Origin of the sequence: Salipiger pallidus, from assembly GCF_014643635.1 — a bacterium.
GTDB classification, from domain to species: Bacteria; Pseudomonadota; Alphaproteobacteria; order Rhodobacterales; family Rhodobacteraceae; genus Salipiger; species Salipiger pallidus.
Genome location: NZ_BMJV01000001.1, coordinates 108,468 through 129,848 on the forward strand (window position 1 = coordinate 108,468; position 21,381 = coordinate 129,848).

The 21,381-nt window shown below is 64.9% G+C and carries 20 protein-coding genes; 7 read left to right on the top strand and 13 right to left on the bottom strand.

Annotated features, from left to right (window positions below; genetic code table 11):
• Window positions 1–53: 53 nt before the first annotated feature.
• On the top strand, window positions 54–1,352 hold the full coding sequence (gene gltA / locus IEX41_RS00505; RefSeq protein ID WP_188787777.1) for a citrate synthase: 1,299 nt from the start codon (window positions 54–56) through the stop codon (window positions 1,350–1,352).
• 184 nt (window positions 1,353–1,536) lie between these two features.
• Here gltA and IEX41_RS00510 read toward each other — a convergent pair whose 3' ends face one another.
• The 6 genes from IEX41_RS00510 to IEX41_RS00535 all read right to left on the bottom strand — a co-directional run bounded on the left by IEX41_RS00510 (window position 1,537) and on the right by IEX41_RS00535 (window position 6,536).
• Window positions 1,537–1,770: a hypothetical protein gene (locus IEX41_RS00510; RefSeq protein ID WP_188787780.1), complete on the bottom strand. Its 234-nt coding sequence runs from the start codon at window positions 1,768–1,770 to the stop codon at window positions 1,537–1,539.
• Between the two features lie 67 nt (window positions 1,771–1,837).
• Entirely contained in the window at window positions 1,838–2,614 is a 777-nt protein-coding gene (locus IEX41_RS00515) for an enoyl-CoA hydratase-related protein (RefSeq protein ID WP_188787782.1), read from the bottom strand.
• 104 nt (window positions 2,615–2,718) lie between these two features.
• Entirely contained in the window at window positions 2,719–3,189 is a 471-nt protein-coding gene (locus IEX41_RS00520) for a cytochrome c-type biogenesis protein (RefSeq protein WP_188789198.1), read from the bottom strand.
• Window positions 3,189–5,165, bottom strand: coding sequence for a heme lyase CcmF/NrfE family subunit (locus tag IEX41_RS00525; RefSeq protein ID WP_188787784.1), 1,977 nt, complete (start codon window positions 5,163–5,165; stop codon window positions 3,189–3,191). The genes IEX41_RS00520 and IEX41_RS00525 overlap by 1 nt, the downstream gene beginning before the upstream one ends.
• A 163-nt stretch (window positions 5,166–5,328) precedes the next feature.
• A complete protein-coding gene (locus tag IEX41_RS00530; protein WP_188787786.1) occupies window positions 5,329–5,925 on the bottom strand; it encodes a holin family protein in 597 nt (198 codons plus the stop codon).
• Window positions 5,916–6,536 (bottom strand): holin-associated N-acetylmuramidase, encoded by a 621-nt coding sequence (locus tag IEX41_RS00535; RefSeq protein WP_188787788.1) that lies wholly within the window; start codon window positions 6,534–6,536, stop codon window positions 5,916–5,918. Before IEX41_RS00535 ends, IEX41_RS00530 begins: the two co-directional genes overlap by 10 nt.
• A 119-nt stretch (window positions 6,537–6,655) precedes the next feature.
• Here IEX41_RS00535 and IEX41_RS00540 point away from each other — a divergent pair, with 119 nt between their 5' ends.
• A complete protein-coding gene (locus tag IEX41_RS00540) occupies window positions 6,656–6,952 on the top strand; it encodes a cupin domain-containing protein (RefSeq protein ID WP_229672852.1) in 297 nt (98 codons plus the stop codon).
• A 192-nt stretch (window positions 6,953–7,144) separates the two neighbouring features.
• On the opposite strand, the gene IEX41_RS00545 is transcribed toward IEX41_RS00540, so the two are convergent.
• The 4 genes from IEX41_RS00545 to zwf form a co-directional block, all read right to left on the bottom strand.
• Window positions 7,145–7,990, bottom strand: a complete 846-nt coding sequence (locus tag IEX41_RS00545) for a PRC-barrel domain-containing protein (protein WP_188787790.1) — start codon at window positions 7,988–7,990, stop codon at window positions 7,145–7,147.
• Between the two features lie 116 nt (window positions 7,991–8,106).
• Window positions 8,107–9,855 (bottom strand): glucose-6-phosphate isomerase, encoded by a 1,749-nt coding sequence (gene pgi, locus IEX41_RS00550; RefSeq protein WP_188787792.1) that lies wholly within the window; start codon window positions 9,853–9,855, stop codon window positions 8,107–8,109.
• On the bottom strand, window positions 9,827–10,504 hold the full coding sequence (pgl, locus tag IEX41_RS00555; RefSeq protein WP_188787794.1) for a 6-phosphogluconolactonase: 678 nt from the start codon (window positions 10,502–10,504) through the stop codon (window positions 9,827–9,829). Before pgl ends, pgi begins: the two co-directional genes overlap by 29 nt.
• Window positions 10,501–11,961, bottom strand: coding sequence for a glucose-6-phosphate dehydrogenase (zwf, locus tag IEX41_RS00560; RefSeq protein ID WP_188787796.1), 1,461 nt, complete (start codon window positions 11,959–11,961; stop codon window positions 10,501–10,503). The genes pgl and zwf overlap by 4 nt, the downstream gene beginning before the upstream one ends.
• 266 nt (window positions 11,962–12,227) lie before the next feature.
• On the opposite strand from zwf, the gene IEX41_RS00565 reads away from it, so the two are divergent.
• The 5 genes from IEX41_RS00565 (at window position 12,228) to IEX41_RS00585 (ending at window position 16,899) form a co-directional block, all read left to right on the top strand.
• Window positions 12,228–13,166 carry a nucleoside hydrolase gene (locus IEX41_RS00565; protein ID WP_188787798.1) on the top strand — a complete coding sequence of 313 codons (939 nt, stop codon included), beginning with the start codon at window positions 12,228–12,230 and terminating at the stop codon, window positions 13,164–13,166.
• A 66-nt stretch (window positions 13,167–13,232) separates the two neighbouring features.
• Window positions 13,233–13,679, top strand: coding sequence for a GNAT family N-acetyltransferase (locus IEX41_RS00570; protein WP_188787800.1), 447 nt, complete (start codon window positions 13,233–13,235; stop codon window positions 13,677–13,679).
• A gap of 43 nt (window positions 13,680–13,722) precedes the next feature.
• The gene (locus tag IEX41_RS00575; protein WP_188787802.1) at window positions 13,723–15,144 is read left to right on the top strand and encodes a protein adenylyltransferase SelO; all 1,422 of its coding nucleotides are present in this window, start codon (window positions 13,723–13,725) and stop codon (window positions 15,142–15,144) included.
• 95 nt (window positions 15,145–15,239) lie between these two features.
• Entirely contained in the window at window positions 15,240–15,956 is a 717-nt protein-coding gene (locus IEX41_RS00580; RefSeq protein ID WP_188787805.1) for a DUF533 domain-containing protein, read from the top strand.
• 52 nt (window positions 15,957–16,008) lie between these two features.
• On the top strand, window positions 16,009–16,899 hold the full coding sequence (locus IEX41_RS00585; RefSeq protein ID WP_188787808.1) for a DMT family transporter: 891 nt from the start codon (window positions 16,009–16,011) through the stop codon (window positions 16,897–16,899).
• Window positions 16,900–17,114: 215 nt separating this feature from the next.
• Here IEX41_RS00585 and IEX41_RS00590 read toward each other — a convergent pair whose 3' ends face one another.
• The 3 genes from IEX41_RS00590 to IEX41_RS00600 are packed head-to-tail and all read right to left on the bottom strand — an operon-like array spanning window position 17,115 to window position 21,360.
• Window positions 17,115–17,831 carry an alanyl-tRNA editing protein gene (locus IEX41_RS00590; RefSeq protein ID WP_188787810.1) on the bottom strand — a complete coding sequence of 239 codons (717 nt, stop codon included), beginning with the start codon at window positions 17,829–17,831 and terminating at the stop codon, window positions 17,115–17,117.
• A complete protein-coding gene (locus IEX41_RS00595) occupies window positions 17,828–20,335 on the bottom strand; it encodes a DUF3772 domain-containing protein (protein ID WP_229672855.1) in 2,508 nt (835 codons plus the stop codon). The genes IEX41_RS00590 and IEX41_RS00595 overlap by 4 nt, the downstream gene beginning before the upstream one ends.
• The gene (locus tag IEX41_RS00600) at window positions 20,332–21,360 is read right to left on the bottom strand and encodes a cysteine synthase A (protein ID WP_188787812.1); all 1,029 of its coding nucleotides are present in this window, start codon (window positions 21,358–21,360) and stop codon (window positions 20,332–20,334) included. The genes IEX41_RS00595 and IEX41_RS00600 overlap by 4 nt, the downstream gene beginning before the upstream one ends.
• Window positions 21,361–21,381 lie beyond the last annotated feature (21 nt).

A 21,381-nucleotide genomic window follows, 5' to 3' on the forward strand; every position in this document is an offset into this window, starting at 1 on the left:
CGCCCAGGCGCAGCTCGCTGCGCCCAGGCCTTTTCGAAAGGAACGACGAAAGCATGGCTGACACCCCGACCAAGACCGCAAAGCTGACAATCGACGACAAGAGCTTCGATCTGCCGATCTACTCGCCCACAGCAGGGCCGGATGTTCTCGACATCCGCAAGCTCTATGGCCAGGCGGGCGTGTTCACCTACGATCCGGGCTTCACCTCGACCGCGAGCTGCGACAGCACCATCACGTTCATCGACGGTGACAAGGGCGAGCTGCTGCACCGGGGCTACCCGATCGACCAGCTGGCGGAAAAGTCGCATTACCTCGAGGTCTGCTATCTGCTGCTTTACGGCGAGCTGCCGTCGGCTGCCGAGCTTGAGAAATTCGAAAACACCATCACCCGCCACACCATGCTGCACGAACAGATGCAGTATTTCTTCCGTGGCTTTCGCCGTGACGCGCACCCGATGGCGACCATGGTGGGCGTGGTCGGTGCCATGTCGGCGTTCTACCATGACAGCACCGACATCGCCGATCCGCACCAGCGCGAGATCGCGTCGCACCGCCTCATTGCCAAGATGCCGACCATCGCGGCATGGGCCTACAAGTACTCGATCGGCCAGCCTTTCGTGTACCCGCGCAACGATCTGAGCTATGCGGCAAACTTCCTGCACATGTGCTTCAGCGTTCCGGCCGAGGATTACCACGTCGATCCGATCCTGAGCCGCGCCATGGACCGGATCTTCACCCTGCACGCGGATCACGAGCAGAACGCTTCGACTTCGACGGTGCGTCTGGCATCGTCCTCGGGCGCGAACCCGTTCGCCTGCATCGCGGCTGGCATCGCCTGCCTCTGGGGCCCGGCACATGGCGGCGCCAACCAGGCTTGCCTCGAGATGCTCAAGGAAATCGGCACCCCCGACAAGATCCCCGAGTACATCGCCCGCGCCAAGGACAAGAACGATCCGTTCCGCCTCATGGGCTTCGGCCACCGCGTCTACAAGAACCACGACCCTCGCGCGACGGTGATGAAGAAGTCCGCGGACGAGGTACTGGACCTGCTCGGGGTCGAGAACAACCCGATCCTCGCCACCGCTAAGGCGCTGGAAGAGGCCGCGCTCAAGGACGACTACTTCGCCGAGAAGAAGCTGTTCCCGAACGTCGACTTCTACTCGGGCATCATCCTCGAGGCGATGGGCTTCCCGACTTCGATGTTCACGCCGATCTTCGCGCTGTCGCGCACTGTCGGCTGGGTGTCGCAGTGGAAGGAAATGCTGAACGATCCGCAGAACAAGATCGGTCGTCCGCGCCAGCTGTACCTCGGCAGCACCACCCGCGACTACACCGACATCGAGAACCGTTGAGTTCCGGTTTTCCAAGGACATGAAAGGCCGCCCTTAACTGGGCGGCCTTTTTTATGGGTGCGACATGGCGTGATCGGGCCTTGCGTCGAAGCGGTGGCATTGCATCCGCCCGGCAATGCAATAGATCAGGTCCCGAAGCCCGCAAGGCACCCTGCCAAGCCACTTCGCCGGGCAGCACCTCTTCTCAGTGTAGGCTGAGGATCACCGAGATGTCCCGCGCCGTCAGCCCGTCCATCAATTTGCGCTCGTCGCCGTTGAGGGTCTTGCCTTCGGCCACGCGGGCTTGGATCGTTTGAGCGATCTGGCTGGTCGACTGGTAATAAAGGTCGGGCTGTTCGCGGCTCAGCTCCTCGACCATCCGGGTGAGGATCACCTTCTGCCGTTCGGCATCGGTTTCGGATTTCTTTTCCTGCAGCATGGCGCACCTTTTCCTGAGCTTCTATTGAGATAGGCCCGCTGGCACGGGCGGTAAACCCCGAGGCGGCTCAGCGGCCTTCGAACTGCGGGGCGCGCTTGTCGAGGAAGGCCTCGACCCCTTCGCGAAAATCCTGCGTCCTGCCGCAGTCCCCCTGCAACTGCGCTTCCAGCGCAAGCTGGCCCGCAAGGTCATTCTCGAAGGCGCCGCGAAGGGCGGTCTTAATGCGGGCATAGGCTTCGGTGGGCCCGCTCGCCAGCTGTGCGGCGCGTGCCTTCCATGCAGCGTCGAACTCTTCGGAGGGAACCGCTTCCCAGATCATACCCCAGGCTTCGGCCTTGCGCGCCGGAATGCGGTCAGCGAAAAGCGCCGCACCCATGGCCTTGGCAAGACCCATCTGGCGCGGCAGGGCCCATGTGCCGCCCGCGTCGGGGATAAGGCCGATCCGCGTGAAGGCCTGCATGAAGAACGCGTCTTCCGAAGCAATCACCACGTCATGCACCAACGCAAGGTTCGCGCCGGCCCCCGCCGCCGCGCCGTTCACCGCAGCAATGGTCGGCACCGGGCAGTCCACGATGGCCTTCAGCATCGGCTCGTATTCCTCGCGCAGCACTGCCTCGAGATCGAGCTTCGCCACCGCGTCCCGGTCACCCAGATCCTGCCCCGAGCAGAATGCCCGGCCGTCGCCGGTCAGCACCACCACCCGCGCCTCGCGGCCACCCCGGCTGACGGCATCAGTGATCTCAGCCCGCATGGTGGTGTCGAGCGCGTTCATCACGTCGGGCCGCGCGAGAGTGATCTGCGCCACGCCATCTGTGAGGTCATAGCGAATGGTCGAATAGCTCATCGGGGGTCTCCTGCCTCTCGTGTTGGGGCATGAAACACCGCCGACGCGCCCGGACAAAGCCAAACGCGGCGTCACAGCTCGCAAGTCAGGATATGACGTCAGGCCTAGCGGTCGGACCGATCGAGGATCTCGCGCAGGCGCCGTTCCTCGTCCGCATCGAGCCGCGCCTCGGTGGGGGCATCGGCCCTTGCGCGGCCCCGCAGGTACACCGCACCGCCCCCAGCCGCCGCGACGAACAGCAGTGGCCCGGCCGCCCAGAGCAGCCAGTTCCAGCCGCCGGTGGTGGGCGACAGCAGCACAAATTCGCCATAACGATCCACGAGATAGGCGATCACCTCTTCGTCACTGTCCCCGGCCACAAGCCGTTCGCGCACCAGCAGGCGCAAATCGCGCGCCAGCGCGGCATTGCTGTCGTCGATGTTCTCGTTCTGGCAGACAAGGCAGCGCAGCCCCTTCGACAGCTCGCGCGCCCGCGCCTCGAGCGCGGGATCGTCGAGGATCTCGTCGGGCTGCACGGCGAACACCGGACCGCTGAGGCTTGCGGCAAGCGCAAGGGCGGTGACGAGACGGCGCATCATTCTGCGGGCACTCCCTTTGCCGGGGCCGCCTTGCGCGCGCCCGCGGCAACGCGGAAACGACGGTCCGACAGGCTCAGCGCGCCGCCGAGGGCCATCAGGAACGCACCCCCCCAGATCCAGTTGGCAAGCGGCTTCACATAGACCCGCATGGTCCAGCCGCCATCCTGCTGCCGGTCGCCAAGCACCACATAGATGTCACGCAAGAAGCGGTAGTCGATGGCGGCCTCGGTCGTGGGCATCTTGGCCACGGGATAGGTGCGCTTTTGCGGGTAGAGATGCGCGATCTCGCCGCCCTGCCCGTCTGCCTTGCGTACCGACACCTCGCCCTGATCGGCGAACCAGTTCGGCCCCTGAATGCGTTGCACATCCAGAAGGGTGATTTCGTAAGCGCCCACGGTGAACGGCTCGTTCAGGGACGCGGCGCGGATGTCTTCCTCCTGCCACGCCATGAGCCCGGCGATCCCCGCCATGGTCACCCCGAGGCCCGCATGGGCGACGACGCGGCCCCAGTCAGCGCGCGGCAGCCGAGCAAGCCGGCGCAGGTCCCGCGACTGCCCAAGCTTCGACAGGATGTCGATCACCGCGCCGCAAATCAGCCAGGTCCCGAGGAACATGCCGATGGGGCCCAGAAGGCTGCGCCCGGTCTGCATGGTCCAGAAAAGCGCTCCCACGGCCACGGCAAGTGCCAGCGCGGGTGCCAGTTGTCGCATGGCCCGGCCGACCTTGCCGCGCTTCCAGCCCAGCAGGGAGCCCAATGGCAGCAGCAGGCCTAGGATCACCATGAACGGCGTGAAGGCCATATTGAAGAACGGTGCCCCGACGCTCAGCTTGCGGTCAAAGGCCATTTCGGCCACCAGCGGCCACAGCGTGCCCACAAAGACCACGAAACAGGCCACCGCCAGCAGGATGTTGTTGGCCACCAGCGCGGATTCCCTGCTGACCACGCCAAAAACGCCCTTGGCCTGCATGATACCCGCCCGCGCGGCGTAAAGCGTCAGCGCGCCGCCGGTAAAGATGACCAGGATGGCAAGGATGAACACGCCGCGCTCCGGGTCGGTGGCAAAGGCATGCACCGATGTCAGCACACCCGACCGGACGATGAAGGTGCCGATGAGCGAGAACCCGAAGGCAAGGATCGCCAGCAGTATGGTCCAGCTTTTCAGCGCCTCGCGCTTTTCCACGACGATGGCGGAATGCAGCAGGGCGGCGGCCAGAAGCCAGGGCATGAAGGACGCATTCTCGACCGGATCCCAGAACCAGAAACCGCCCCAGCCAAGCTCGTAATAGGCCCACCACGACCCCAGCGCGATGCCGATGGTCAGCATGACCCAGCTCAGCAATGTCCAGGGCCGCACCCAGCGGCCCCAGGCGGCATCCACCCGACCCTCAATCAGCGCAGCCACGGCAAAGCTGAAGCAGATGCTCAGGCCCACGTAGCCGAGGTAAAGGAACGGCGGATGGAAGGCGAGACCGGGATCCTGCAGCAGAGGGTTGAGATCCTGCCCGTCAAAGGGCGGCGTCTCGAGCCGCAGGAACGGGTTCGAGGTCCACAGAATGAACGCATAAAAGGCGACCCCCACCATGGCCTGAACCGACAGCACCCGCGCCCGCAAGGTAGGCGGCAGGTTGCCCCCGAACCACGCGGCCATGGCCCCGAACAGCGCAAGGATCAGCACCCACAGCAGCATCGAGCCCTCGTGGTTCCCCCAAACGCCGGAGATCTTGTAGAGCAGCGGTTTGGCCGAATGGCTGTTAAGCACCACCAACCGCAATGAGAAGTCGGAAACGATGAAGGCATGGGTCAGCGCGGCAAAACTGCCGGCGACCAGCAAAAGCTGCGCGGTGGCGGCAGGCTCGGCCACGGCCATCCAGCCGGGCAAGCGCCGTGACGCGCCGATCATCGGAACCACTGCCTGCACGCAGGCCACAAGAAACGCGAGGATAAGCGCGAAATGTCCAAGTTCGGTAACCATGGCCCACCTATAGAAGAGGCGCGCCCTGCCCGACAATCGAAATCACGCAACCTGCAGGTAACGCTTTTGTCGCAGGGCGTTCTCTAGCCTTGGATTTCCTTTGACAAAAAATATCCCGGGGAGGAATGGCCGAAGGCCAGGAGGGGCAGCGCCCCTCACGGCGTCACGATCCTCCCAGCGCCCGCCATTCGGCAAGCGCTGGGTTGTCACCGGCGCCTGCAAGTGGGTCTGGGGCGCCCCCGGCAGTCCAACCACCCCCGACAGTTGCAGCGCGATGGGCTTCGGCTTCTGCCCGCAGCGCCTCGAGCCCGCGCAGTTGTCCCATAACCTCGGGCACCGCCGCGACGGTAGCAGCCATCTCGCGGCGAAACTGCTGCCCCTTGGTCTGATGGCGCGCACCAAAGTAAAAGCCGACGATCGCCACAAGAAGCCACCACAGCGGCTCCGGCACAAGGGCGATGCCGGTCATGCGCTCGGCGAACCATACCGGGTCCACCATGGCCGAAGTGAACAGCCCCAGCGTCCCAAGCGCCATCGCCGGGCGCGGCACACGGTTGAGCCCATCCATGATCCGGTCGAACCGCGACTGCTTGGAGCGCGCAAGAAATTCCGCCGCGAACTGCTCCAGCGCTGCGTCCTGCAGTCCTGCATCGCGGCTTGCCTGCGCCTCGGCGTTAACCCTGAACACTTCGGCGGTGTCGCGGATCACGTTTGCACCGCCTCCGAACAGCAGTCCCATGAGCTTGTCGATCATCGCCATGTCGCCACCCGAGCCTGGAACTCCGCGTCGCTCATGTGAAAGCGGGGCGAGATGAACTGCTCGGCGCGCCGGATCCAGCCACCCTTCCCGCCTGCCCGGGTCCTCGCGTATTTTCGGCTTGCGGGGCGGGCATCGGCGAGTGTGAAATAGTAGTTGCGCCGGGCGATGCCATAGGCGTCGGCGATGTGGTCCGCCGCGCGGTCATGGGCGCGGCGGCAGGCAGCGATGGTGACCGGCCCGATGATGCCGTCGACACTTAGCCGTTCGCCCATCTCGATCAGCAGTCGCTGCAGGATCTTCACCGCGTTGGTGCCGGCGTTGACGTACATGTCGAAAACCGACGCATGCAGCGCTTCGGGCAATTCCTCGATCCGGGGGCGATCAAAATAGTCGCGCATGAATATCTCGACCGCCTGCGCCCGGTCTAGTCCCTGCACGTCACGGGCATCGATGTCACCGTCACCGTCTAAGTCCATCCCGAGGCGGCGCATGGTGTGGATCGTAACGCCGTGGTTCGTGGCACCGCCAGGGTCATCAGGGTCATTCACATAGCCCCCCTCACGGGCGACGATCTGGTCGGCGATTTGCCGGACGTGGTTGGTTGCGGTCATGTCAGCTCTCCCGCGGATCAGCCTCGGACAACGGGGACCCCAAACATGGGGGCTCCCCTGAGACAGAACTTGCCAACAGTTGGTTAACCGATCGTTCCACCACCGACCGGAGCCTGGTCATGCAAGTTTTGACAGCCGATGAGATCATCAGCCTTCTTCGGCTCGCGCCTCAGCCGGAGGGTCGCCACTGCAGTCAGACTTGGGCCATCCCACCGGCGCAGTGGACCAAGCGATCCTCGGGAGCCTGCACCCTTTTCCTTCTCAAGCGTTATGTGCGCAGCCACTGGCGCCGGGCCGGTGCCTACGAGATCTGGCTGAGGCACGCGGGCGCGCCGCTGGCGCTGGTAATCGCGCATACCGATGCGGATCCGCGCCGGGATCTGCGGCCGGGACCGAACCTTCCATCAGGTGACTGACCGCAACAAGAGGTGCCCAGAGAACGGTGGCCGGCCGCGCGCAGCAAGGGGGGGACCGGATGCGTCTCAGCTGCACCGTCACCCCCGGCTTCGACATTTGCTAGTTGCGCGAAATGTCAGGGAAATTTCTATTCCAACACGAAAAAGGCCGGGGAACTCCCCGGCCTTCCTTCGAAACATGTGATGTGCCGATCAGTTGGCGAAGGATTCGTCGACGTCGGGCATCTCCATCATCTGGTCTTTGGTGTAGTTGGTGACGATCACGTAGGTGCCATCATCGATCGGCATCAGCTTCACGTCATCAAGCGAGATGTGGATGTGCTTGTCGCCAATGTCGAGGAAACCGCCGACTTCGGCAACAACGCCCTCGAGGGAACCGTCAGAGCTCAGAACGATGTCTTCGATCGAACCGACATTGTCCCAGTCTTCGGAGACCGTGTCATAGCCACCCATGTCGGAGCCCGATGCCATCTCATCATTGCCTTCGGGGGCCATGGTGCTGTCGCCTTGGGCCATCTCGGTGTCGGCGGTCGGCTCCATCGCGGCGTCGCCTTCAGCCATCTCGGCATCACCTTCCGTCGCCATGGTGGTGTCGCCTTCGGCAGCGGCAGCGTCGTCCATTTCGACGTCGCCTGCGTCAGCGTTGACGGCGTACACTGCACCACCAAGGATGTCACGGACGCGGATCAGACCATCTTCGTCATTTGCGAAAAGATCACCGGTGTCGGCCATCGTTTCGTTCATCTCGGATCCGGCTTCATCAGCGGCCTGCTGCATTTCCTGGCCGGCTTCTTCCATCTCCTGACCAGCTTCGTCGGCAGCCTGTTCCATCTCCTGACCGGCTTCCTCAGCGCCGCCTTCGATGGCCTCACCGGTGTTTTCCGCAGCCTGCTCCGCGTTCTCGCCGGCCTGCTCCAGGTTCTGCTCAACCGAGCTGTCGGCTTCGTTCATGGTGGTGTTTTCGTCGGCGGTCTGGGCGTAACCTGCGGTACCCGCGGTAAGCGCGATTGCAGCGACGGTCATGGTAAGGCGTTTCATCGTGAAGTTCCTCCGTTTGGTGTCGTCATTGTCGACGTCTGCCCACACAACACGCGAAAAGCGGGCACCGTTCCTCACGACACCCGCTTTCCTAATGACAAAATTGTCATGGAACTTTACGACGCATTCCCGTGCACGAATGCGAGGAGCGCCTGGGTCGATCCGTCCTTATTTTCGGCGCTTTGTTGGCCCGACACCATGGGGCCAAGCGCGGTTGCCAGCTCCTTGCCCAGTTCCACGCCCCACTGGTCATAGGAGTTGATGTCGAGGATCACGCCTTCGACGAATACCCGGTGTTCATAGAGCGCCACGATGCGACCCAGCATCTCAGGGGTGAGCTGCGGATAGATCAGTGTGGTGGATGGCCGGTTGCCCGGGAACACCCGGTGCCGGGCCTGCCTCTCCAGCTCATCACCCTCGAACGTGCCAGCGACCTTGCCGCGCGCCTCTTCAAGGTCGCGGCCACGCATCAGCGCCTCGGACTGCGCGAGGCAGTTGGCCACCAGAAGCTCGTGATGGTGGCGCAATTCCGGCTCATGCCCGCGGGCGGCCACGAGGAACTCGCACGGCACCACGCGTGTGCCCTGATGGATCAGCTGGTAGAACGCGTGCTGACCGTTGGTGCCCGGCTCGCCCCAGACCACGGGGCCGGAGTTGCAGGCAAGGTCCTTGCCGTCCATGCTGACGCCCTTGCCATTGCTCTCCATCTCCAGCTGCTGAAGATAGGCGGGCAGTCGGGCAAGGCGGTTGTCATAGGGCAGCACCGCGCGGGTGCCGTGGCCCAGCACCTGATTGTGCCACATGCCCACGAGGGCCAGCATCACCGGCATGTTGTCCGCCAACGGCGTGTTGCGGAAATGCAGATCCATGGACTCGCCGCCCTTGAGGAAGGCGCGGAAATCCTCGGGGCCGACGGCGATCATCATGGAAAGACCAATGGGCCCCCACATGGAATAACGTCCGCCGACCCAGTCCTCGAAGCCGAAAACACGGCTTTCCGGGATACCCCATTCGCCCGCCTTCTCGCGGTTCGACGACAGCGCGATGAACTTGCCATCGGTGGTCTGCCCGTTCGCCTCGAGCCAGTCCCACGCGGTCTTGCCGTTGGTCATGGTTTCGATGGTGGTGAAGGTCTTGGACGCGATGATGAAGATCGTCGTCGCCGGGTTACAGCGCTTCAGCGTGTCCGCGATGTCGGCGCCGTCGACGTTGGACACGAAGTGGCAACGTGGGCCGTCATGAAAGGGCGCCAGCGCGATGGTGCCCATCTTGGGGCCAAGGTCCGAGCCGCCGATGCCGATGTTGACCACGTCGGTTACATCGCTGGCGCGGATCTCGCGGGCCAGCTCTTCCATGCGGCCAAGGGTGCCGAGCACCTCGGGCATCACGTCGTCGCCGTCCACCAGCACCGGCGTGCCGGTGAGGTTACGCAGTGCAGTATGCAACACGGCGCGGCCTTCGGTTTCGTTGATCTTGTCACCCGCGAACATCGCCTCGGCGCGGGCACCGACCTTGGCGTCCTCGGCGACCTTCAGCAGCGCGGCGACCACCTCGGCATCCAGCTGGGTCTTGGAGTAATCCAGCACCATGCCGTCTTGCTCGACCGAAAAGCTCTGCGCCCGGGTGGCATCCTCAGCAAACAGGCCATCGATCCGGCGCCTTTCGCGTGCGGCCGCAAGGCGTTTCAGCTCATCCCACATGGTCGTGTCTCTCTTTTGTTGTCTGGTTAGCCTCGGACCATACGCGATGGCCCGGTCATCGCAGCGCCATGCTGTCAGCGCTATCAAAACGAAACGACGCCCCCCCCCGGACCATGCCGGAGGGGCCGCTTTCAGTTCATTCGGCCCAGTGGACCGTTGCCTCATCGAGGATGGCGTTGATCGGCGCCTCGATGGCGGGCAGACCCTTGGCCTTGGCCAGAACCTCGCGCTTTTCGCGGCCGTAGATCAGGATGTGCTTCTTCATCGCTCCGTCCAGCGCCGACGCCGACAGGGTGATGCGCGGCTCGGGCGCGCCGGGCGCGCGCATCGGCAGAAGAATGGGCGCGTCGGGCGACAGCGCCTCCTCAAGTTTGTCGGCCTCGGGGAAGATCGAGGCGGTGTGCATGTCCGCCCCCATGCCCAGAAGCACCACCGCCAGAGGCAGCGACGGCGCGATGGCATCGGCCAGCTCCGCCAGCTTGTCCTCGGGGGTCTCCGCCTCCGCGTAAAGCGGCAGCAGGCGTGCCGCCGATGCGCGGTCGGTCAGGAGACGCTCACGCAACAGGCGTGTGTTGGACCGGTCCGAGCTTTCCGGCACCCAGCGTTCGTCGGTCAGCAGCACATCGACGCGCGACCAGTCGAGATCGGCGGCGCAAAGCGCGTCGAACACCGGCCCGGGCGAGGTCCCGCCCGGCACGGCAAGCGCCGCGCGGTCCTGATGGGACAGCGCAGCTCGCAGCTCTCCTGCGATCTGGCTGGCAAGGTCGATCGCGAGCATTTCGCGGTCAGCGTATTCCTTGAAGTCGTAGGTCATCCCTTGATGCTCCTCCATCGGCGGCCGTCGCGGTTGATGAGAAACGCCGCATCATCCGGACCGGCACTGCCGGCGTCGTAGGGTTTGGGGTTGTCCCCCCGGCGTTCCCAGCCTTCGATCAGCGGATCGGTCCAGGCCCATGCGGCCTCGACCTCATCACCGCGCATGAAAAGCGTCTGGTTGCCGCGGATCACGTCCATAATAAGCCGCTCGTAGGCGTCGGTCACATCCTCCGCCTGCTCGCCAAGCGCATCGGCAAAGGTCATGTCCAGCGGCACGTCCACAAGACGCATGCCCCCCGGGCCCGGTTCCTTGATGGTCACGCCAAGGGTCATGCCCTCGTTCGGCTGCAGGCGGATCGACAGCACGTTGCGGTGACGCCCCGAGTCGATGCCGAAGATCGAATGCGGGGTTTCCTTGAAGACGATGGCGATCTCCGACGCGCGTCCGCTCAGCCGCTTGCCGGTGCGCAGGTAGAAGGGCGTGTTCGCCCAACGCCAGTTCGAGATAAAACACTTGAGCGCGATGTAGCTCTCGGTCTTCGAGGCGGGATTCTCCGCATCCTCGCGGTAGGAGGCGCAGGTCCCGTCCGAGGTGTACTGCCCCCGCACGATCTGGTCCGGGTCTACCGGGTCCAGCGCGCGGATCACCTTGAGCTTCTCATCGCGCACCGCATCCGCCTCGAAGCGCGCGGGCGGCTCCATGGCAATGAGGCACAGCAGCTGCATCAGGTGGTTCTGCACCATGTCCCGCATGGCGCCGGAGTTGTCATAGTAGGACCCGCGCCCACCGACGCCGACGGTCTCGGCCACAGTGATCTGGATGTGGTCGATGTACTGGGCGTTCCACAGCGGTTCGAACAGCATGTTGCCGAAACGGACGGCCATGAGGTTCTGCACCGTCTCCTTCCCGAGGTAGTGGTCGATCCGGTAGATCTGGTCCTCGTAGAAATGCTGCGCCAGCTCTTCGTTGAGGGCGCGCGCGGTCTCGAGATCGTGGCCGAATGGCTTTTCCACCACGATGCGCGACTCGCGCTGCGCCAGCCCGTGGCTGCGAAGCTGCTCGGCCAGCGGGCCGAAGAGGTTCGGACCGACCGAGAAGTAGAAGGCGCGCACCCGCTCCTCGTCATCGACGAGCAGCTCCTGCAGTTCCTTCCACCCACCTTCGCCCATGGCGTCCACGGGCACGTAGCTCAGGTGCCGGAGGAAATCCTCCACGGCGTCCTTGTCGGCAGAGTGCTTGCCAGCGTGTTCTTCGATGGCGGCGCGGATCAGGTCCCGGTAGCCGGCATCGTCCATGTCGGCGCGGGCCGCGCCAATGATGCGGCTTTCGGTCGGGATCTGGCCTGCGACGAAGCGACGGAAAAGGCCGGGAAGGATCTTGCGCTGTGCAAGATCACCGGTGCCGCCGAAGATCACAAGATCGAACGGGCTTACGGGAATGACGCGGGATACCATCGGTGGCCTGTCTCCGATTCTCTGTATTTCTTGCGGTTCAGGGCGAACGGGAAGTCGTTAGCGCTAACCACGCGGCCTTCCCTAACCCAATCGTTTCGCGGAGTCTAACACCACGTCAGCGGTCTGCAATGCGTGCGGGGCAAAAGCCCGACAGTTGAGCAAATGCCGGTTCAATTTGACAGGCGAAAGCGCGCCATGTCCTCACGGCCTGCTTGAACGGGCTGACCGGGCATGCGACCCATTGCGCGCAGCTCGAAAGGACCCCGATGCCCCAACGTATCATCATCGACACCGACCCTGGCCAGGACGACGCGGTTGCAATTCTGCTGGCTCTTGCCTCGCCCGAAGACATCGAGGTGCTGGGCATCACCGCCGTTGCCGGGAACGTGCCGCTGAATCTGACCGTGCTGAATGCTCGCAAGGTGTGTGAACTTGCAGGTCGTCCCGACGTCCCGGTCTATGCCGGCTGCGACCGCCCCCTGCGCAAGCCGCTGGTCACCGCCGAGCACGTACACGGCAAGACCGGCCTCGACGGGCCGGACCTGCCAGAACCCACCATGCCGGTGCAAGCCCAGCACGGGGTGGATTTCATCATCGACACCCTGCGCAACGAACCTGAAGGCACGGTTACGCTGTGCCCGCTGGGTCCGCTCACCAACATCGCCACCGCGTTCGAGCGCGCGCCCGACATCAAGTCGCGGGTCAAGCGCATCGTCCTCATGGGCGGTGCCTATTTCGAGGTGGGCAACATCACCCCCGCGGCCGAGTTCAACATCTACGTCGACCCCGAAGCCGCGGCAGCGGTCTTTGCCTCGGGCGTTCCCATCACGGTGCTGCCGCTGGACGTGACACACAAGGCGCTGGTCACGACCGCCCGCAACGAGGCGTTCCGCGCGCTTGGCACGGAGGTTGGTATCGCCGTGGCCGAGATGACCGACTTTTTCGAACGTTTCGACCGGGAGAAATACGGCTCGGACGGCGCGCCCCTGCATGATCCCTGCGTTACCGCGTGGCTGATCCGCCCCGACCTGTTCTCCGGGCGCGAGATCAACGTCGAGATCGAGGTGGACAGCCCCCTCACCCGCGGCATGACCGTGGCCGACTGGTGGGGCGTGACCGATCGCCCGGCCAATGCCTTTTTCATTGGCGATCTCGATGCGGACGGCTTTTTCGACCTGCTCACCGAGCGGCTGGCGCGTCTCTGATCCGACAGCCCCCTAGTTTCCCGTAACCAGTTCCCGGTTTGCCCTGATCCCAGCGAGGCCCCTTCGATGAAATCCCTCCACCTCGCCGACCTGTCGGATGCCGACAAGGTTGTTGCCATGACGCTTGCGTTCCATGCAGAGCAGGGCTTTGACAGCGACGAAGACCATGTGCGCGGTGCCATCCTCCCACTGCTCGAGGGCATTCCTCACGGTGCCCTCTGGGTCATCGGTCCGCGCAAGTCTCCGGTGGGGTATGTCGCGGTGAGCTTCGGCTGGAGCCTGGAGTTCGGTGGCCTCGACGCCGTGGTGGACGAGATCTACGTGCGCCCCGCCGTGCGCCGCCGGGGCATGGGCGGCGATGCGCTGCACCAGCTGTCGCTGGGCCTACGCGAGGGCGGCATCCGCGCCATGCACCTGGAGGTGGCGCGCGCCGACGAGCAGGCGCAGCGCTTTTACCGCCGCAACCGCTTTGCGCTGAGGGACGACTATGTCTTCATGAGCCGCGTGCTCTGACACCCCCCTTACTTTCGCGGCCCGGGGACACTACGTTTCCGCTATGACCCTGCACATTCCTTTCGACAACAGCTACGCCCGCCTGCCGGATGGCTTCTTCACCCGGCTCGACCCAACGGCAGTCAGCACGCCCAGTCTGGTGGCTTTCAACCAGCCGCTGGCGGACAGCCTCGGGATAACGGGCTATGACGACAACCGCCTTGCCGAACTGCTGTCCGGCAACGTGCTCCCCGAGGGCGCAGAGCCCTTGGCGCAGATTTATGCCGGCCATCAGTTCGGTGGGTTCTCGCCCCAGCTGGGGGATGGTCGGGCGCATTTGCTCGGCGAGGTCGTCGGCAAGGACGGCATCCGCCGCGACATCCAGCTCAAGGGCTCTGGCCCCACACCTTATTCGCGGCGGGGTGACGGGCGCGCGTGGCTTGGGCCGGTGCTGCGCGAATACGTGGTGTCCGAGGCGATGCATGCGCTCGGCGTGCCCACCACCCGCGCCCTTGCTGCCGTGCGTACCGGCGAGCCGATCCTCCGCGAAAACGGCCCCGTGCCGGGCGCTGTCCTGACCCGCGTGGCGCAAAGCCACATCCGCGTCGGGACCTTCGAGCTTTTCGCCTCGCGCGGCGAGAAGGACGCACTGAAGATCCTCTTTAAGCACACCCGCGACCGGCACTACCCAGACGCTGATGGCCCCGAGGCGCTGTTGCAACAGGCCTGCGACCGGCAGGCGGCGCTGGTCATGCAGTGGATGTCCCTCGGCTTCATCCACGGGGTGATGAACACCGACAACTGCACCCTTTCGGGCGAGACCATCGACTACGGCCCCTGCGCCTTCATGGACAGCTACCATGCGGGACAGGTCTTTTCCTCCATCGACCGCGACGGGCGCTATGCCTTCGGCGCGCAGGCGGACATCATCATCTGGAACATGGCGCAGCTGGCCACCTGCCTCGTGCCGCTGATGCCCGACGAGGATGCCGCCGTGGAACGCTTTACCGAGATCGTGCACGGCATGGCGGACACCCTGCGCCGCGAGTGGCTGAAGCGCTTTTGCGCCAAGGTCGGCATCGCTACCCCCAGCCCTGAAGATGGCGCGCTGGTGGGCGAGCTGCTGAAGCTGATGCAAACAGACAGGGCAGATTTCACAAACACCTTCCGCGCGCTTCTGGGCGATGATGCCCGCGACCAGTTCACCGACCGCGCAGCGTTCGACGCGTGGGAGACCCGCTGGCGCAAGCGCATCGAGAGCGAGCCGGACCCCGAGGGCCTTATGCGCCGCACGAACCCGGCGGTGATCCCTCGCAATCACCGGATCGAGCAGATGATCGCCGCCGCAGTCGAAGGCGACGATGCCCCGTTCCACCGCCTCAACGCCGTTCTCTCGCGCCCCTTCGACGAGGCCCCCGAGGACGAGGACCTGCGCCGTCCGCCCACCGAGGCCGAGATCGTCCCTGCCACCTTCTGCGGCACCTGATGCGGCATTGCGGGGCGGACACTTAACACTTTTTCGGTCGGCGCCGCTCTGCCACTGTGGCGCCGACACATGACACTCTTGGGAGGGAAACACGCATGGGCATGATGAAAACACTGGCAAAGGTCGCCATCGGATATGCCGCCGCGCGCGGAGTGGACCGCATGTCCGGCGGGCGCGGCATTGGCGGTTTGATGGGCGGCAAGGCGCAGCTCAAGGGGTCCGAGCCGGGCACTGCGCAACAGGCCCAGCTGGGCCAGATGATGGGCGGCGGCGGGCTGTCCGACATGGTCGCGAAGTTCCAGCAGGGCGGACTTGGCGCCATGATGGGCGGGGCCGGTCAAGGCGCCGGCCTCGCAGGCATGCTCTCCGCCGCCGGCGGGGCCGCCGCTGCCGGTGGTGCCGGCGTCGGCGCCCTGCTCGACCAGTTCAACAAGACCGGCGCTACCAGCCCCGAGGCCGAGGCCATTGCCGGTCTGATGCTGCGCGCCATGATCCAGGCCGCCAAGTCCGACGGCGAAATCGACGCCGCCGAAAAGGCCCGCATCGTGGAAAGCGTCGGAGAAGATGCCACCCCCGAGGACATGGCCTTCGTGCGCGACCAGCTTTCCGCACCGCTCGACCCCGAGGGTCTGGCAAAGGACACCCCGGAGACCGCGAAGCCACAGGTCTATTCCGCCGCGCTGATGACCATTGTGGTGGACACGGATGAAGAAGCGGAATTCCTCGACCGGCTTGCCAAGTCCATGGGACTGAGCGAAACGGTGGTGAACCAGCTTCACATGCAGATGGGCGTGCAACCGCTCTACGCCTGACCTTTCGGGCGCCTGCGCAACGCGGCCCCGCCCGGTCGGAAAGGACGATGTCATGCCAGCCAGTTCCGGCCCGACCAACTCCAGCAAGGGTATTGCCCTTGCAGCCTTCGGCGCGCTGATCTTGACGCCGGATGCGCTCTTTATGCGGCTGTCCGGCATGGACGGCTGGCAGATGATGGCATGGCGTGGGCTGTGTACCGGAGCAATGTTCTGGGGGATCTGGCTTGTGCTCCGTCGCCCCGGGGGCGGTGTTCGCGGTCTCGCCCGCCCGGCGGCGGCAGTGCTGGTTCTGGCCCATTTCCTCAATGCGCTGCTGTTCCCACTGGGCATTTCCTCGGCGCCGGTGGCGGTTGTGCTGCTGGCGGTCGCAACAATGCCGGTTTGCGCCGCGCTGATGTCGCGGCTCGTTCTGGGCGAGCCAACCTCCGTCCGCACATGGGCCGCCATCGCTGCGGTCCTGACGGGTATCATCATCGCGGTCAGCGAAGGGCACGCGCTGTCGCTCGATCCAGCGGCGCTTCTCGGTGCGGCCTGCGGCCTTGGCGTGGCGCTCTGCCTTGCCACCACCTTCGTCACCTTGCGCCGGGCGCCGGACCTGCCATTGCTGCCGGCGCTGGGCTGCGGCAGCGCCCTTGCCGGCCTTATGGGGCTTGCGATCACAGGGCCTGCGCAGATGACGGATGGCAACGTACCGTCCATCCTGGTGACCGGCCTTGTGATCCTGCCCGCATCGTTCTTCGCCCTCTCCAGCGCGTCGCGCCTGACGCAGGCGGCCAATGTCGGCCTTCTCATGTTGCTGGAGACGGTGCTTGGCCCGGCATGGGTCTGGCTCGGCCTCGGCGAGGCCCCGTCCGAGCGCATGCTCATTGGCGCAGCCATCGTGGTGGGCAGCCTCGCGCTTTACATCGCTGCCCCGCGTCGTCGCCGCGCCCTGCCCGCCTGATCGGACGCGGCCCGGCGAAAGCCCGGCCCGCCGCCGTCTTCTCTTGAAAAATATACCGGGGTAGTCGCCGCAGGAGACGGTCGCAGAGCCCCCTGTGATCAGGGCGATCATCCCAAACTCCCGCTCCGAAGACCGCCCTACACCAGGCCACCGTGTCGCGACCGTTTGTGCTGCGGCGAGGTCCGTCAAATGCCCTGAGAAGGCCGCCCTTGGTGTCAATCGAGGGTAATGTTCACCCGGCGGTTCTGCTTGCCCTTGTTCTCGATCTTGCCCAGCCGGATGCGTCCGATCTCACCGGTGCGGGCCACGTGGGTGCCGCCGCAGGGCTGCAGGTCCACCTGGTCCCGCCCCATGCCGATACGTACAAGCCGCACCTGCCCCTGACCTCGGGGGGGGTGCACGGACATGGTCTTCACCAGCTCGGGGCTGGCATCGAGCACGGCTTCGTCGATCCAGTCCTCACTCACCACCAGGTCGCGATCCACCATGCGGTTCATCTCGGCCTCGAGCGCTTCGCGATCCTCAGGCGGCTCGGGCATCGCGAAATCAAGCCGACCGGACCCGGCGCCGATCTGCCCACCGGTCACCGGCAGCGGGATCACGACCGACAGCAGATGCAACGCCGTGTGCACCCGCATCATCCGGTGCCGCCGTTCCCAATCAATGCGCTGGGTGAGATAAAGCCCCACCGGCGGCAAGGCCACAGGCTCGGCCGGCACCAGCACGACTGCACCATCGTCGCCCTTCACCGCCGTGGCGATCAGCGCAGAGCCACCGGCCCAGTCAAGCCGTCCACTATCGCCGGGCTGGCCGCCGCCCTTGGCATAGAACACCGTCTGGTCGAGCACGAGGCCCCCTTCGGGCGTATGTGCCACGATCCGGCCAGGCGCATCGCGCATGTAGGCATCTTCGCGAAACAGCAACCTGGTCATCGTCCGCCCTCTCCTCCGGATCCATCCGCGTCGCCGCCGGTATCATCAAGGCGCCCGGCGGGCATGGTGTCGTTGCGCCCCGAGACGCGTGCCGTTGCCTCGTCAGCCTGCGGGGTCTTTTTGGGCTCGGGCTCGGGCTTTGGCTTGTCCTCAGCCTCGCCGCGCAGTGCCTCGGGATTGCGCAGCCAGATGTCACGCTGTGCGAACGGAATCTCGATCCCCTCTTCCTTGAAGCGACGGGCGATCTCGTGGTGGAAATCCGAGGTGACGAAGATCTTGTGCCCGACGTCCCGGATCACCGCCCGGATCACGAAGTTCAATGAATCCGCCCCGAATTCCTCGAAGGTGACCATCGGTTCGGGATTGAGCAGAACCATGTCATGTTCACGCACGACCTTGAGCAGAATGTCCTCGACCTGCCGGGTGTCCGACCCGTAGGCGACGCCGACGTTGACCACCACGCGCCCGATGACATTGCCGCGGGTGTAGTTGGTCACCCGCCCCGACACGAAGTCCGAGTTGGGCACAATGAGGTCGGTGCGGTCGAAGGTCTCGATCCGGGTGGAGCGCACCGAGATGTCCTTGACGATGCCATGGGTGCCACCGGTCTCGATCCAGTCACCCTCGGAAATCGGGCGTTCGATCAGCAGGATGATCCCTGACACGAAGTTCGACACGATGTTCTGCAGGCCGAAACCGATACCGACAGACAGCGCACCGGCAACGATGGCAAGCGACGACAGATCGAGACCGGCCGCGGTGATCGCCACCAGCGCGGCGATGAAGATCCCGACGTAGCCAAGCCCCGACACGATGGCGGTCTGCCCGCCCGGTTCGATCTTGGTGCGTGGCAGGATGGAGCTGCGCATGCCGCTCTGGGTTAGGCGCGTGATGCCGTAGCCCAGCAGGAAGACGATGATGAACGTCAGGAAATCAGCCGGGGAAATCCGCGTCTCGCCAAAGACGAAGCCTTCCTGGAACCGTGCCCAGAGCTCGGTGAGGTCGGCAACCCGTGCACCCCAGATCAGTGCCAGCGGCGGCAGAGACAGCACCACCAGGAACAACCCGGCAAGGACAGGGAAAAGGCTGTCGGATGCCTGCGCGTTGCGTCCGGTCGCCAGCTCGTAAAGGTCGTTGACGAAACGTTGCAGCACCAGCACGAAGGCCAGAAGCGCAAGGGATTTGATGGTGGGATACACCAGCCCCTGACCAACTGCGTCATAACCGATGGCCGACATGATCGGGCCGACGATGGCCAGCACGATCACGATCCGCCCCAGGGTCCGCGCCATGCTCAGCCGGAAGGCCGAGCCTTCCAGCAGCGTGCCTTCGGGGTTGTCGCTTGCGGTTTCCTCAGGCTTCAGCCGTGTCAGGATCTGCCCCAGCCGCGACAGCATCAGCGCACAGAGCAGAAGCACCGGGAAGTCCAGCACCACCTGCGTGTCCTTGCTGTAGGCAAAGATCTCGCCCACGGTCTGCCCGGCCGAGCGTACCACCAGCAGGATTGCAAGGATGTTGGCATAGTACCGCGCCTCGAGCCGGCGCGCGGAGGGCAAGGGCAGCGTGGCGACCTGGTCGTTGCGGTTAAAGCTCTGGTCCGCAAGCCAGCGGATCGACAGCAGCACAAGGCCCCAGCCCGGCACCATCTCGAGGATGCGCTGGCCGTTGAAGCCCGCGAGACCTGTCGTCTTCAGCGCCACCGTCAGGGCCAAAAGTCCCAGGAAGGGGATAATGATTCCCCCCAAAGACGCGAGGAAGCCCCAGACGCCGGTGCCCCGACGGGTCCGGCTGCGCAGCCAGTCGACCAGATTGCGTACCCAGACCGGGCCACGCATCACCAGCAGAACTGCAAGCGCCAGCAGAAGCAGGATGACCGGCAGATCGCGACGCAGGTCGCGCTGCTTCGCGTCGGACTGAACGTTGCGCCAGAACTCGGCACCGAGGCTGCTCACAGAGTTGACCACCGCCCGCGCCGTCTGCGTCCACAGTGCAGGGTTCAGCGGCGTCGGCCCCAGCTCCAGCAGGGCATTGGTCTGGCGGGTTCGGATGATTTCGTCGATCTCGCGGATCAGCCCGTCGGCCCGGGTGTAGGCCTCTTCGGCCCGCAGCACAGGCGCCTGCAACCGCTCAAGCTCTGAATTGAGCTCGTCTCTGCGGGCGGCGATGCTGCTCGGCTCGGATTCGCCCTCATCAGGGGCAGGACCCAAAGACGAGATCTGCGATTCCAGCGTCTGGATGCGTGTGGAGTTGGTGCTTTCGGCCTGCAGGAAGGTGTCCCGCCAACCTGCAAGATCGCTGCGAAGGCTTTCCAGCGCTTCGGTCGAGACGTTGGCGCCATCAACGGCAGTTTCGGCCCGGTTCCCGAGCAGCGTCCAGCTGTCATAATCAAGCTGATCATCCTGCGCTGTCGCCAGACCGGCGGACAGGCATAGGAACACGGCCGCGCAGACCATCAGGCTGGCGGAGGCGGCGGCTGTCTTCAGCCTGCGAAGAAGGAAAGTCATGCGTCCTCGAACACGCCCGGGATGGAAGCGGGCGACCTGTCAAGCCAGCCCGGCACCGGCAGACCCTTGCCCTTGAGGAAGCCGGGATTGAACAGCTTCGACTGGTAGCGGTTGCCGAAATCGCACAGCACCGTGACGATGGTATGACCTGGCCCCATCTCCTGCGCCATGCGAATGGCACCTGCAACGTTCACCCCGGACGAGCCGCCGAGGCAGAGCCCCTCTTCGGACAGCAGGTCGAAGACGATGGGCAGCGCTTCCTCATCAGGGATGCGGCAGGTGAAATCGGGGGTGAAGCCCTCGAGGTTGGCGGTGATGCGCCCTTGTCCGATGCCTTCAGAGATGGAATCGCCGGGGTTGTCCTGCCCGGTATAGATCTTGAAAAGGCCTGCGCCTGCCGGATCGGCAAGGCCGACCTTCACGCCCTTGGGCTGCAGCGCCATGCCGACGCCCGCCAGCGTGCCGCCCGAACCCACGGCGCAGATGAAGCCGTCGACCTTGCCGCCGGTCTGCTCCCAGATCTCGGGGCCGGTGGTCTCGATGTGGGCCAGCCGGTTGGCGACGTTGTCAAACTGGTTGGCCCAGATCGCGCCATGCTGTTCGGTGCGCGCCAGTTCTTCGGCAAGCCGTCCAGAATAGCGCACGTAGTTGTTGGGGTTCGCGTAAGGAGCGGCGGGCACCTGCACCAGCTCTGCGCCCGCAAGGCGCAGCATATCCTTCTTTTCCTGGCTCTGCGTCTCGGGGATGACGATGACCGTCTTGAATCCCATGGAGGCGCCGACCAGTGCAAGGCCGATCCCGGTGTTGCCGGCGGTGCCCTCGACAATGGTGCCGCCGGGCTCCAGCAGGCCCTTCTCGACCGCGTCGCGGATGATGTAGAGCGCCGCACGGTCCTTGACCGACTGGCCGGGGTTGGCGAATTCCGCCTTGCCGAGGATGGTGCAGCCGGTCATCTCGCTCGCCTTGCGCAGCTTGATGAGCGGCGTATTCCCGATGGCCTGTGCCAGATCCTGAGCGAACCGCATGAAAGCCTCTCCCTTTGTGGC